Annotated in this window: 10 protein-coding genes; 7 read left to right on the forward strand and 3 right to left on the reverse strand. The window is 73.2% G+C overall.

Annotated elements, in window-relative coordinates; translation table 11 throughout:
- Positions 1-26: 26 nt before the first annotated feature.
- Both MY526_RS17770 and MY526_RS17775 read right to left on the reverse strand, forming a co-directional pair.
- Positions 27-1,562 (reverse strand): long-chain-fatty-acid--CoA ligase, encoded by a 1,536-nt coding sequence (locus tag MY526_RS17770; RefSeq protein WP_436693875.1) that lies wholly within the window; start codon positions 1,560-1,562, stop codon positions 27-29.
- 91 nt (positions 1,563-1,653) lie between these two features.
- On the reverse strand, positions 1,654-2,415 hold the full coding sequence (locus MY526_RS17775) for an SIR2 family NAD-dependent protein deacylase (protein WP_436693876.1): 762 nt from the start codon (positions 2,413-2,415) through the stop codon (positions 1,654-1,656).
- 132 nt (positions 2,416-2,547) lie between these two features.
- Here MY526_RS17775 and MY526_RS17780 point away from each other — a divergent pair, with 132 nt between their 5' ends.
- Genes MY526_RS17780 through MY526_RS17790 form a run of 3 tightly spaced genes read left to right on the forward strand, consistent with a single transcriptional unit; the run spans position 2,548 to position 6,847 of the window.
- The gene (locus tag MY526_RS17780; protein WP_436693877.1) at positions 2,548-5,376 is read left to right on the forward strand and encodes an aconitate hydratase; all 2,829 of its coding nucleotides are present in this window, start codon (positions 2,548-2,550) and stop codon (positions 5,374-5,376) included.
- Positions 5,376-6,137, forward strand: a complete 762-nt coding sequence (locus MY526_RS17785) for an SDR family oxidoreductase (RefSeq protein ID WP_436693878.1) — start codon at positions 5,376-5,378, stop codon at positions 6,135-6,137. The genes MY526_RS17780 and MY526_RS17785 overlap by 1 nt, the downstream gene beginning before the upstream one ends.
- Positions 6,134-6,847: a sirohydrochlorin chelatase gene (locus MY526_RS17790; protein WP_436693879.1), complete on the forward strand. Its 714-nt coding sequence runs from the start codon at positions 6,134-6,136 to the stop codon at positions 6,845-6,847. The genes MY526_RS17785 and MY526_RS17790 overlap by 4 nt, the downstream gene beginning before the upstream one ends.
- On the opposite strand, the gene MY526_RS17795 is transcribed toward MY526_RS17790, so the two are convergent.
- Positions 6,817-7,455: a TetR/AcrR family transcriptional regulator gene (locus MY526_RS17795; RefSeq protein WP_436693880.1), complete on the reverse strand. Its 639-nt coding sequence runs from the start codon at positions 7,453-7,455 to the stop codon at positions 6,817-6,819. The genes MY526_RS17790 and MY526_RS17795 overlap by 31 nt on opposite strands.
- A gap of 102 nt (positions 7,456-7,557) precedes the next feature.
- On the opposite strand from MY526_RS17795, the gene MY526_RS17800 reads away from it, so the two are divergent.
- From MY526_RS17800 to MY526_RS17815, 4 genes are all read left to right on the forward strand, one after another.
- Entirely contained in the window at positions 7,558-8,565 is a 1,008-nt protein-coding gene (locus tag MY526_RS17800) for a hypothetical protein (RefSeq protein ID WP_436704719.1), read from the forward strand.
- A 56-nt stretch (positions 8,566-8,621) separates the two neighbouring features.
- Positions 8,622-9,386 (forward strand): hypothetical protein, encoded by a 765-nt coding sequence (locus MY526_RS17805; RefSeq protein ID WP_436693882.1) that lies wholly within the window; start codon positions 8,622-8,624, stop codon positions 9,384-9,386.
- Positions 9,387-9,471: 85 nt separating this feature from the next.
- A complete protein-coding gene (locus MY526_RS17810) occupies positions 9,472-11,100 on the forward strand; it encodes a multicopper oxidase family protein (protein WP_436693883.1) in 1,629 nt (542 codons plus the stop codon).
- Positions 11,101-11,376: 276 nt separating this feature from the next.
- Positions 11,377-12,993, forward strand: coding sequence for a multicopper oxidase family protein (locus MY526_RS17815; protein ID WP_436704720.1), 1,617 nt, complete (start codon positions 11,377-11,379; stop codon positions 12,991-12,993).
- Positions 12,994-13,005 lie beyond the last annotated feature (12 nt).

Below are 13,005 nucleotides of genomic sequence, written 5' to 3' on the forward strand. Positions count from 1 at the left end.
CTCACCCCTGCGGGTGAGGGGTCCTGCTAATGGACCTGGCGCTCCGCGGTCGACCAGAAGGCCTCGCGCAGCTTGAACTTCTGGATCTTGCCGGTGGCGGTCCGCGGGATGGCCTCGCGGAACTCCACCCGCTTGGGGATCTTGTACCCGGCGATCCGCTGCCGGCAGTGGGCGATGATCTCCTCGGGCGTGACCTGCTGCCCCTCGGCGACGACCACCAGCGCGGTGACCATCTCGCCCCACTTGTCGTCGGGGATCCCGATGACCGCGACCTCCGCGACGGCCGGGTGGCTGAAGACGGCGTCCTCCACCTCGATCGAGGAGACGTTCTCGCCGCCGGTGATGATCACGTCCTTCTTGCGGTCGGAGATCGTGACGTAGCCGCCGTCGTCGATCGAGCCGCCGTCCCCGGTGTGGAACCAGCCGCCCTCCAGGGCCTCCGCCGACGCGTCCGGGTTCTCCCAGTAGCCGGCCAGGACGGTGTTGCCCTGGGCCAGCACCTCGCCGGAGTCGCTGACCGTGAGCCGGGTGCCCAGTGCCGGGACGCCGGCCCGCGACAGCTTCTTGGCCCGCTCCTCCGGCTCGAGGTCGTCGAACTCGGCGCGCGGGCGGTTGATGGTGAGCAGCGGCGCGGTCTCGGTGAGGCCGTAGATCTGGTTGAACTCCCAGCCCAGCTCGGCCTCGACGCGGGCGATGGTGCGCGACGGCGGCGGGGCGCCGGCGACGATGATGCGGACCCGGTCCCGGCCGGGGATCTCGCCGTCCCAGTCGCCGGCGGCGTCGAGGACGGCGTTCCACACCGCCGGGGCGCCGGCCATGACCGTGATCCCGTGCCGGTCGACCCGCCGCAGGATCTCGGCGCCGTCCACCTTGCGCAGCACCACCTGGCGGGCGCCGAGACCGGCCATCGAGTACGGCAGGCCCCAGCCGTTGCAGTGGAACATCGGCAGCGTGTGCAGGTAGACGTCGCGGTCGCTGACCTGCATGTGCATGGCGAAGGTGACCGCGTTGACCCAGATGTTGCGGTGGGTCATCTGGACGCCCTTGGGCCGGGCCGTCGTCCCGCTGGTGTAGTTGATCGTGGCGGTGGCGTCCTCGTCGGGCTCCGTCCAGGGCGCCGGCTCGGTGTCGAACCGGAGCAGCTGCTCGTACTCCTCCCCGGTCGTGAACCGGTGCTCGGCGTCCACCCCCTTGAGCGTCGTCTCCAGCTCCGGGTCGACCAGCAGCACCCGCGCACCGCTGTGGCCGACGATGTAGCTGACCTCCTCCGGGCTGAGCCGGAAGTTGACCGGGACGACGACGCGTCCGGACGACGGCACCGCGAGCAGGCACTCCAGCAGCCGCGCGGCGTTGTGGCTGACGACCGCGACCCGCTCGCCCTGCCCGACGCCCAGCGCGTCCAGCCCGGCCTGCAGGGCCCGCCCCCGACGCGCGACCTCGCGGTAGGTCACGTCCCCGGCCGACGGCGCGGGCTGGTTCGGCTCGTCGACGATGCCGACCCGGTCGCCGTACACGAGTTCGGCGCGGTCCAGGAAGTCTCGGGTGGTCAGGGGCACACGCATGTCCGGCTCCCGGGTTCTGGGGCCGCCGGGCGCTCCGGCGCCGGTCAGCCGCTCGACGTGGTCCCCGTCACGCTAGCGGGCGCCGGGCCGGTCAGGCAGGGCCAACCAGCCGCGGCAGCGCCGTGCCGATCGGCTCCCGGACGACGAGGTCGGCCAGCCCGTCGTAGGGAGTGGGTTCCGCGTTGACGACGACGACCCGCGCGCCGGCGCCGGCCGCGAGGTCGGTGAGCCCGGCGGCCGGGTGGACGGTGAGCGAGGTGCCGACGGCGAGGAAGACGTCGCAGTCGGTGGCGGCCGCCGCGGCCGCCGCGACCACCGCGGGGTCCAGCAGCTGCCCGAAGCTGATCGTCGCGGACTTGAGGATGCCGCCGCAGAGCCGGCAGGCGGGGTCGGGGTCGCCGGCGTCGATGCGGGCCATGGCCTCGGCCATCGTCGTCCGGTCGCCGCAGCCGAGGCACTCGACCGCGTGCACCGTGCCGTGCAGCTCGTGCACCAGCTCCGGTGAGGAGCCCGCGGCCCGGTGCAGCCCGTCGACGTTCTGGGTGACCAGGGCGCGCAGCCGGCCCTGCCGCTCCAGCTCCACCAGCGCGGCGTGCCCGGCGTTCGGGTGGACGTCGGCCACCTGCAGGTCGCGGCGCATCTGCCAGGCCCGGCGGCGGATCCCGGGGTCGGCCACGTAGTAGGACAGCGTGACCAGCTTCTCGGCGTCCGGGTCCCGAGTCCACAGCCCGTCGGGTCCGCGGTAGTCGGGGATGCCGCTGTCGGTGGAGATGCCGGCGCCGGTGAGCACGGTGACCCGCTGCGCCGCGGTCAGCCAGCCGGGCAGCGGGTCGGGCACGGCACCGGTCGTCACGCCGTCCACGGTATGGCCGGCGCGGCCTCCGGGCAGGCAAGGGTCGCCTCACCTGCGCAGGTCCGGGGTGCGGCTGGGATGATCGGGGGTGGCAATCAGCGCGATCGACCAGCGAGGGGTAGGCGCAGAGCAGTGGCAGCCAGCAAGGACAGCTTCGGGGCACGGTCGACGCTCACCGTCGACGGCACCGACTACGACATCTACCGGCTCGACGCGGTGGAGGGCTCCGAGAAGCTGCCCTTCAGCCTGAAGGTCCTCCTCGAGAACCTGCTGCGCACCGAGGACGGCGCGGACATCACCGCCGACCACATCCGCGCGCTGGCGAACTGGGACCCGAACGCCGAGCCGGACCAGGAGATCCAGTTCACCCCGGCCCGCGTGGTCATGCAGGACTTCACCGGTGTCCCCTGCATCGTCGACCTCGCCACGATGCGCGAGGCCATGGCGGAGCTCGGCGGCGACCCGCAGAAGATCAACCCGCTCGCCCCGGCCGAGCTGGTCATCGACCACTCCGTCATCGCCGACGTCTTCGGCACCCCGGAGTCCTTCGAGCGCAACGTCGAGATCGAGTACGAGCGCAACGGCGAGCGCTACCAGTTCCTGCGCTGGGGCCAGGGCGCCTTCAGCGACTTCAAGGTGGTCCCGCCGGGCACCGGCATCGTGCACCAGGTCAACATCGAGCACCTGGCCCGCGTGGTCTTCCCGCGTCAGGAGGGCGACAGGGTCATCGCCTACCCCGACACCTGCGTGGGCACCGACTCCCACACCACGATGGTCAACGGCCTGGGCGTGCTGGGCTGGGGCGTCGGCGGCATCGAGGCCGAGGCCGCGATGCTCGGCCAGCCGGTGTCGATGCTGATCCCGCGGGTCGTGGGCTTCAAGCTCTCCGGGCAGCTGCCCGACGGCGCCACCGCGACCGACCTGGTCCTCACCATCACCGAGATGCTGCGGCAGCACGGCGTGGTCGGGAAGTTCGTCGAGTTCTACGGCGAGGGCGTCTCGGCGGTGCCGCTGGCCAACCGCGCCACGATCGGCAACATGAGCCCGGAGTTCGGCTCCACCGCGGCGATGTTCCCCATCGACGAGGAGACCATCACCTACCTGCAGCTCACCGGCCGCAGCGCGGAGCAGGTGGCGCTGGTCGAGGCCTACGCCAAGGAGCAGGGCCTCTGGCACGACGCCTCGCGCGAGCCGGCCTTCTCCGAGTACCTCGAACTCGACCTCGCCACCGTCGTGCCGTCGATCGCCGGCCCGAAGCGCCCGCAGGACCGCGTCGCGATCACCGACGCCAAGGCGTCGTTCCGGGAGGCGCTGCCGACCTACGCGCCGAACGGCGACAGCGACCCCGACGACGCCGCGAACGCGAGTTCCAGCGTCGACGAGGCGGTCGAGGAGACCTTCCCGGCCTCCGACCCGGCCAGCCCCTTCGCCCACGGCAACGGCGACTCCGGCAAGCCGCACGGCGCCTCCCACGGCCCGGTGGACGGGAACCGGGCCTCCAAGCCGACCCGCGTGGTCATGGAGGACGGCACGGAGACCGAGATCGACCACGGCCACGTCGTGATCGCCGCGATCACCTCCTGCACGAACACGTCCAACCCGCAGGTCATGATCGGCGCCGCGATGCTGGCGAAGAACGCCGTCGAGCGGGGCCTGACCTCCAAGCCGTGGGTGAAGACGACGCTGGCCCCCGGGTCCAAGGTCGTCATGGACTACTACGAGAAGGCCGAGCTCACCCCGTACCTGGAGAAGCTGGGCTTCTACCTGGTCGGCTACGGCTGCACCACCTGCATCGGCAACTCCGGCCCGCTGCCGGAGCCGGTGTCGGCCGCGGTCAACGAGGCCGACCTCGCCGTGGTGTCCGTGCTCTCGGGCAACCGCAACTTCGAGGGCCGGATCAACCCGGACGTCAAGATGAACTACCTGGCCAGCCCGCCGCTGGTGATCGCCTACGCGCTGGCCGGCTCGATGGACGTCGACCTGAACAACGACCCGCTCGGCCAGGACCCCGACGGCAACGACGTCTTCCTGCGCGACATCTGGCCCTCCCCGCAGGACGTCCAGCGGGTCATCGACCACGCCGTCTCGGCCGAGCAGTTCGGCCGCAGCTACGAGGACGTCTTCGCCGGCACCGAGCAGTGGCAGAACCTGCCCACGCCGACCGGGAACACCTTCGACTGGGACCCGCAGAGCACCTACGTCCGCAAGCCCCCGTACTTCGACGGCATGCCGGCCGAGCCCTCGCCGGTCGAGGACATCACCGGTGCCCGCACCCTCGCGGTCCTCGGCGACTCGGTGACCACCGACCACATCTCGCCGGCCGGCTCGATCAAGGCCGACAGCCCCGCGGGGCAGTACCTGCGCGAGCACGGTGTGGACCGGCGCGACTTCAACTCCTACGGGTCCCGGCGCGGGAACCACGAGGTGATGATCCGCGGCACGTTCGCCAACATCCGGCTGCGCAACCAGCTGGTCCCCGGCACCGAGGGTGGCGTCACCAAGAACCACCTCACCGGCGAGACGACGTCGATCTACGAGGCCTCGCGCGCCTACATCGACGCCGGCATCCCGCTGGTGGTGCTGGCCGGCAAGGAGTACGGCTCCGGCTCGTCGCGCGACTGGGCGGCCAAGGGGACGGCGCTGCTCGGGGTGAAGGCGGTCATCGCCGAGAGCTACGAGCGGATCCACCGCTCCAACCTCATCGGCATGGGCGTGCTGCCGCTGCAGTTCCCCGAGGGCCAGAACCGCGAGTCGCTCGGCCTGACCGGCGACGAGGAGTTCACGATCACCGGGATCACCGCGCTCAACGACGGCGACGTCCCGCGCACGGTGAAGGTGAAGGCAGGCGACGTGGAGTTCGACGCCCGCGTCCGGATCGACACCCCCGGCGAGGCGAACTACTACCGCAACGGCGGGATCATGCAGTACGTCCTGCGCTCGCTGCGGGGCTCCGCCGCCTGATGGACCTGGGGCTCGGCGGTCGCGGCTACCTGCTCACCGGCGCGAGCCGGGGGCTGGGGTTCGCGACCGCCCGGCCCCTGGTCGACGACGGCGCCCGGGTGCTGGTCAGCGCCCGGGACGCCGGCGCCGTCGCCGCGGCCGCCGCGGAGCTCGGCGGGGCGCCGGCCGCGTTCGGCGAGGCGGCCGACCTCGGCGACCCCGATGCTGCCGACCGGCTGGTCGAGACGGCGCTGGACCGGCTGGGCCGCCTCGACGGCGCGCTGCTGTCGGTCGGCGGACCGGCCCCCGGCACGGTCCTGGACACCGCGGAGGAGCACTGGCGGGACGGCGTCGAACGCCTGCTGCTGGGCCCGATCCGGCTGGTGAAGGCGCTGGTCCCGCACCTCGGCGAGGGCGCGGCGATCGGCCTGGTCCTCTCCACCTCGGTGCGCCAGCCGCTGGAGGGCCTGGCCGTCTCCAACGGGCTGCGGCCGGGCATCGCGATGATGGCCAAGGACCTGTCCGACCAGCTGGGCCCCCGCGGCATCCGGGTCGTCGGCCTCATGCCGGGCGCGACCGCCACCGACCGGACCGTGCAGATCGACTCCCGGAAGGCCGACCCCGACGCCGCCCGCCGCGCGACCGAGGCGACGATCCCGCTGCGGCGCTACGGGCGGCCGGAGGAGTTCGGCCGGGTGGCCGCCTTCCTCCTCTCCCCGGCCGCCTCCTACGTCACGGGCACCATGGTCGCCGTCGACGGCGGGCGGCTCCGGACGCCGTGAAGCCCGGCCACACCGCACCGGTGCTGGTCGCCTGCGCGCACGGCACCCGCAACCCCACCGGCCGCCGGCTGGTCGCCGAGCTGGCCCTCGCCGCCCGCCGGCTGCGCCCGGGCCTGGTGACGACGGCGGCCTTCGTCGACGTCCAGCCGCCGACCGTGGCCGACGTCGTCGCCGGGCTGGCCGCCGGGGACCGGACCGCGGTCGTCGTCCCGCTCCTCCTGTCGGGCGGTTACCACGTGCACGTCGACATCGCCCGCGCCGTGGCGGCCGCCGACACCGCGCGGGCCGCCCGCCCGCTCGGACCCGACCCGCGGCTGGTCGCCGTCCTGCACGACCGGCTGCTCGCCGCCGGCGCCGACCCCACCGACCCCGGAACCGCCGTGGTGCTCGCCGCCGCCGGGTCCAGTGACCCGCGGTCGGTCGCCGACGTCTCGGACACCGCCGCCCTGCTGCAGCGTCGGTGGGCGGGGCCGGTGACCACCGGCTACGGCTCGGCGGCCCGCCCGCCGGTGCCCGAGGCGGTCGCCGCCGCCCGGCGGGCCGGAGCCGCGCGGGTGGTGCTCGCCGCCTACCTGCTGGCCCCCGGGCACTTCCACGACAAGCTCGCCGGGGCCGGCGCCGACGTCGTCACCGCGCCCCTGCTGCCCGACGACCGGATCGCGGCCGTGCTGCTGGACCGCTACGACGCGGTCGTTTCCCCCGCCGCCTGACCGCCGCCGGCCGGCCCGGCGAACAGCACCCGCACGGCGTCGGCGTAGCCGGGCGCGGCGACGTCGCCGAGCAGCAGCCGCTGCACCAGGAAGCCGAGCACGAGGGCGAACATCGCCGCCGACACGTGGTGCAGGTCGGCGTCGGCCGGCAGCCGCCCGGCCCGCTGGGCCCGCACCGCCACCTCGTGCAGCCGGCCGCGGATCCCGCCGTACGCGCCGCGGGCGACCTCGCGCACCGCCGGGTTGCGCAGCGCCTCCGCCCACGCCTGGACGGCGACCCGCGTGACGTCGACCGGCCCCCGCCCGGCGACCGACGCGACGAGATCGACCGCCGCCGCGACCGCCTCGGCGGGATCCGGGTCGTCGGCGGCGGCCAGCCACCGGTCGAAGTGGGCGACCGCCTGCCCCATGACGCGGTCGACGATGGCGCGGATCAGGTCGTCCTTGCTGGCGAAGTAGCGGTACACCGCGCCCGCGGACAGGCCGGACTCGGCGATCACCTCGGCCATCCCGGTGGCCTGGAAGCCGTTCTCGGCGAACCGGACGACGGCGGCGTCGAGGATCTGCTCGCGGCGCGCGGTCAGGTGCTCTTCGGAGACCCGGGGCATGCCCGAATCTTAAATCGGACGTTCGTTCTTGACGCACCCCACGCGGCGGAGGACGCTGGCGACCGCAAGAGAACGGTCATTCGTTTTGACGTGGAGCGCCTCATGTCTGCCACCCCCACCCGCTCAGCGGCCCGAGTCGTCCCCGGGCTGCTCGTCCTCTTCGCGGTGCTGATCGCCGTCCTGCTCACCGCCTTCGCCTGGCCCGCCGTGCGGTCGGCGCCGCGGGACCTGCCCGTCGCCGTCGCCGGACCGGCCGCCGCCACCGCCTCCCTCACGCAGGCCCTCGCCGGCGAGCGGCCCGGCGCGCTCGAGGTCCGGTCCGTGCCTGACGAGGCGGCGGCGCTGGCCGCGATCCGGGACCGGGAGGTCTACGGCGCGGTGGTCGTCGCCCCGGGCGCACCGCCCCGCGTGCTGGTCGCGTCCGCGGGGAGCCCGGTGGTGGCCCAGTCGCTGACGCAGATCGCCGCCGGTCTGGGGGCCGCGACCGGCACACCGGTCCCGGTGGAGGACGTCGTCCCCGCCCCGGAGTCCGATCCACGCGGCGCCGGCCTGGCCGCCGGGGCGCTGCCCCTGGCGATCGGCGGCATCATCACCGCCGCGCTGACCTCCCGGCTGCTCCCCCGCGTCCGGCAGCGCATCGCCGCGGCGCTGGGCATGGCGGTGGTCGGCGGGATGGTGACCGCCACCGTCCTCGGCAGCTGGCTCGGCTCGCTGGGCGGCGGCTGGTGGACCGTGACCGGGGTCGTCGCCCTCGGCATCGCGGCCACCGCACTGGTCCTGCTCGGCCTGGAGTCGCTCGCCGGGACGCCGGGGTTCGCCGTCGGCGCCGCCACCGTGGTGCTGCTGGGAAACCCGCTGTCGGGCATCGCGACGGCGCCGGAGCTGCTGCCCTCCGGCTGGGGCACGCTGGGCCAGCTGCTGCCGCCCGGGGCGACCGGATCGCTGCTGCGGTCGGTCTCCTGGTTCGACAGGGCCGGCGGCGGGACGCCGGTCCTCGTGCTCACCGCCTGGGTCGTCGCGGGGCTGGTCCTGTGCGCGATCGGAGCGGCGGTGGCGCGCCGCCGTCCGCCGGCTCCGTCCGCCCCCGCCCCCGCCGCCGTGGCGGCCTGACCCCCGCTCCGCCGGGTCCGGTTGTCCGACCGGGCCCGGCGGACGACGCTCGTCGCATGGGCAGCGACGCCGTCTTCTTCGCCCGCCCGGAGGGGGCCGGTTCCCCGCTCGGGATCGCTCCGCGGCTGGCCGGATGGATGTCCACCGGCCACCCCGACCAGGTGCACGCCCGGGCCTTCCTCACCCACGCCGAGCGGGTGCTGGGGCCGGCACCCGGCGGACCCGGGCCCCTGGCGCTGCGCCTGGACGTCGGGCTGCCCGACGACGTCCGGCTGCTCGACCAGTACGCGCTGTGCCGCTACGTGACCCCGCTGGTCGAGTGGCTCGGCTCGCACGCCGGGTGGGACGTCGCCAGTGTCTGGGCGACCAAGGCGCCGGGCGAGGACTCCTCGCTGCGCGCCGCGGCCGCCGAGCCCGTGCCGCCGCCGTCCGGCGACCGCACCTTCGTCGCCCGCGCGACGACCTCCGTCGGGTCCGCCGAGTTCACCGCGCAGGTGCGCGAGCAGCTGGCCGGGCAGGCGCCGCTGGCCGCCGGGCCGGTCTCCCTGCAGCTGTCCTACGCGGTCCCGCCCGGGTGCAACTGGCCGGGGCTGTGGCAGCCGACCGTCGACGCGCTGGCCCGGCTGCTCGGCGCCGCCGGGGACGACCGCCCCGAGGACCCGAGTGACGGCCGGATCGTCGAGCTGGGTCTGCACCGCCGGGAGGACGGGGCGCTGGGCCACGGGGTGGCGGTCACCGGCGTGCTGCGCCGGGTGCCGGGGTCGTCCCCGGACCGGGGTGCGTCCCCCGACCGGGCGACGCACCCCCCGTTGCGGGGGTGACCCCCTCCCCCCGCTGCGGCTGGGGAGGGGGGAAGAGCGAAGGGACCGTGGTCGTGGACGGGGGCACGACACCGGAGGCACGCTCATGGACCCGAGACCAGAGGTCACTCGCCGCGACGCCCTGAAGGTCGGCGCGCTGGGGGCCGCAGCCCTGACCATCCCGTTCCTGCCGGGCCCGCTGGCCGCCAATCGCGTGTCCGAGCTGGCGGAGAACAGGATCCCCCGGCCTTACACCCTCGCGTTCCGCAGGCCGCCGGTCCTGCAGCCGGTCGGGAGGGACGGCGGCCGGGACGTCTACGAGATCACGCAGAGCCAGGTCAGGCGGGAGATCCTGCCGGGGATCAAGACGACGCTGTTCGCCTACAACGGCACGGTCCCGGGGCCCACCATCCGGGCGCAGCGGCTGAACCCGATCGTCGTCCGGCAGATCAACAGACTGCCGGCCAAGCACCCCACCCTCGACTACATCCCCTGGACGTCGACCCACCTGCACGGGGCGCCGTCCCTGCCGCAGTACGACGGGTATGCCAACGACATCTCGCTGCCGGGCCAGTTCAAGGACTACTTCTACGACAACCTCGAGCCCGGCCGCACCCTCTGGTACCACGACCACTGCGTGGGCCACACCTCCGAGAACGTGTACATGGGCCTGGCGGCGCAGTACCACGTGCTCGACCCCGCGGAGAACCGGCTCGGGCTGCCCCGCGGCACGTACGACGTCCCGCTGATCGTCAGCGACGTCGCGTTCACCGCGACCGGCGAGCTCCTGTTCGACAACCGCAGCGACTCGGGACACATGGGCGACGTCGTCCTGGTCAACGGCGTCCCGTGGCCGCTGATGCCGGTCGAACCGCGCAAGTACCGGTTCCGGCTGCTCGTCGCGACCAACGCCCGCAGTTTCCGGTTCCGGCTCTCCAACAACGCCCCGCTGAACGTCATCGGGACCGACGGCGGGCTGGTCCAGCGGCCCATCCCGGTCAACGAGCTCCTGGTCGGCATGGCGGAGCGGTACGACCTCGTCATCGACTTCGCGCCGTACCGGGGCCAGCGGATCGAGCTGCGCAACATCGAGCCCGACAACACGATCGACTACGACGACACCGACAAGGTCATGGCCTTCCAGGTCGGCCAGACCGTGGGCGACGCGACCAACAACGTCCTGCCCGCGACGCTGGCACCGCTGTCACCGGTCATGGCTCTCAGGCCGGAGCAGGCCGTGAAGACCCGCCGGATCCGGTTCGAGCGGCAGGGCAGCGAGTGGGTCGTCGACGGCCAGACGTGGGACGACGTCATCCGGTCGGAGTTCCGCAAGACGATCGCCGAACCCCGGGTCGGGGACGTCGAGATCTGGGAGCTCGAGAACACCTCCGGCGGGTGGTTCCACCCGATCCACGTGCACCTCGTCGACTTCAAGGTCCTCGACCGCAACGGCCGGCCGCCCCGACCGCAGGAGCAGGGGCCGAAGGACACCGTCTACGTCGGCGAGGGCAACGTGGTGCGCATCATCGCCGAGTTCGGCTCGCTCGTCACGCCGCCCGGTGTACCGGAGGTCCGCCGGGCCGGGCGCTACATGATGCACTGCCACAACGTCACGCACGAGGACCACGACATGATGACCCAGTTCTGGGTCGGCGGTCAGGGCGCCGGGCCGGACCCGATCCTGGCCGATCCGCCCCGGAACCTGCCGGCCCCGCCGATCCCGCCGCTCGTCTGAGACCGACGATCCGCCGCGGCGCCGGCGGGCGTACGCGTCCCCGGTCAGCCGCCCGCCTGAGGTCGTTCGCCTCGTGGGCGCAGCGCTTCCGCAGGTCGGAGGGGTGGTGGCCCCGTGCCGTCCGACGGTCCCCGCGCACCGGGTCCTTCGACTCCACCCGATGCGGGGGTGACCGGATCCCCCAGCAACGGCTCGGACCTGTTCCGGATCCGGGTGAGGCTTCCGTGCACGGGGAGTCCACGCCGTTCGGGGAGCACGAACCGGGAGCAGACCGTCATGACCGACCACACGTTCAACCGCCGCGACGTGCTCAAGCTGGGGCTCGTGGGCAGCGCGGCCCTCGCCCTCCCCTACACCGTCTCCCTCTCGGGAAAACGGTTGTCAGAGCTGGACGAGAGGCTCATGCCGCGCCCCTACGTGCCGCAGACCGACTACCCGCAGCCGCCGATCATCCGGGTCGGGGCGACACCCGGCCGGGCGTCGGTGACCCTCGAACAGGCGCAGACGCGGCTGCAGGTCCTGCCGCGTCCGGCACCCTCGACGCGGCTGTGGGTGTACCGCCAACCGGGGATGGTGGGCACCTTCCCCGGGCCCACGCTCAAAGTCCGGCGCAACCAACTCCTCACCATGCGGCAGATCAACCGCCTGCCTGCCCGCCACCCGCTCTTCGGTCACGAGTTCTCGACGTCGACGCACCTGCACGGATCGCCGTCGCTGCCGCAGTTCGACGGCTACGCGAACGACCTCACCCGGCCGGGGTTCTCCAAGGACTACCAGTACGACAACAACGAGGACGCGCGGACCCTCTGGTACCACGACCACGCGTGGCACTTCACGGCGGAGAACGTCTACACGGGCCTCGCGTCGCAGTACCACCTGCTGCCGGCCGAGGGCGAGCCGACGTTCGGGCTGCCCGTGGACGACGAGTTCGACCTGCCGCTGATCATCAGCGACGCCGCCTTCAAGTCCAACGGCGACCTCCTCTTCGACGACAACAGCGAGTCCAGCCTCATGGGCGACGTGATCCTGGTCAACGGCGTGCCGTGGCCGGAGGTCCCCGTCCGGCCCCGGCGGTACCGGTTCCGGATCCTGGACGCCTCCATGTCCCGGGGCTACGACCTCCAGCTGACCGGCGGGCTGCCGATGACGGTCGTCGGCACCGACGGCGGGTTGGTCAGCCAGCCGGTCGACGTGCAGCGGCTGCGGCTCGGCATGGCCGAGCGCTACGACGTCCTCATCGACTTCTCCCGCTTCGCAGGCCAGCGGGTCGAGCTGCGCAACAACCGCGTCGACAACACGATCGACTTCGACTTCACCGACCGGGTGATGGCCTTCCGGGTCGGCACCGACCCCGGCGGGAGCGACGCCCCCCTGGACCTCGCGGGCTGGCCGCGGGTGGATCCCCAGGGTGTGCTCGCGCTCGACCCGCGCAACGCCGTGGCGCGCAGGACGCTGCGGTTCGAGCGCCAGGGCGGCGAGTGGACGATCAACGGTCTCACCTGGGAGGACGTCGAGGACTCCAACTTCGAGAACGCGATCGCCCGTCCGCAGCGCAACACCGTCGAGGTGTGGGATCTCATCAACGACTCCGGCGGGTGGTTCCACCCCATCCACCTGCACCTCGTCGACTTCCGGATCATCAGCCGCACCGACGGCCGCGGGCGGGTGCAGGTGTACGAGAACGGACCGAAGGACGTGGTCTACCTCGGGGAGAACGAGAAGATCCGGATCGTGGCGCGCTTCGGTCCGCACACCGGCCGGTACATGATCCACTGCCACAACACCGTCCACGAGGACCACGACATGATGCACCAGTTCTGGGTCGTCGACGGCAACGACGTCGGACCGAACCCGATCACGGCGGCGCCGCCCCGCCCGGTGTCGGAGCTCTGACGCGGGCCCGGC

Source organism: Geodermatophilus sp. CPCC 205761, from assembly GCF_051383655.1.
GTDB lineage: Bacteria > Actinomycetota > Actinomycetes > Mycobacteriales > Geodermatophilaceae > Geodermatophilus.

Excerpts from the sequence above, each read along its gene's own strand:
- MY526_RS17770 (WP_436693875.1), bottom strand. The coding sequence starts at position 1,562 with ATGCGTGTGCCCCTGACCACCCGAGACTTCCTGGACCGCGCCGAACTC.
- MY526_RS17785 (WP_436693878.1), top strand. The coding sequence starts at position 5,376 with ATGGACCTGGGGCTCGGCGGTCGCGGCTACCTGCTCACCGGCGCGAGC.
- MY526_RS17795 (WP_436693880.1), bottom strand. The coding sequence starts at position 7,455 with ATGCCCCGGGTCTCCGAAGAGCACCTGACCGCGCGCCGCGAGCAGATC.
- MY526_RS17800 (WP_436704719.1), top strand. The coding sequence starts at position 7,558 with ATGTCTGCCACCCCCACCCGCTCAGCGGCCCGAGTCGTCCCCGGGCTG.
- MY526_RS17805 (WP_436693882.1), top strand. The coding sequence starts at position 8,622 with ATGGGCAGCGACGCCGTCTTCTTCGCCCGCCCGGAGGGGGCCGGTTCC.
- MY526_RS17810 (WP_436693883.1), top strand. The coding sequence starts at position 9,472 with ATGGACCCGAGACCAGAGGTCACTCGCCGCGACGCCCTGAAGGTCGGC.
- MY526_RS17815 (WP_436704720.1), top strand. The coding sequence starts at position 11,377 with ATGACCGACCACACGTTCAACCGCCGCGACGTGCTCAAGCTGGGGCTC.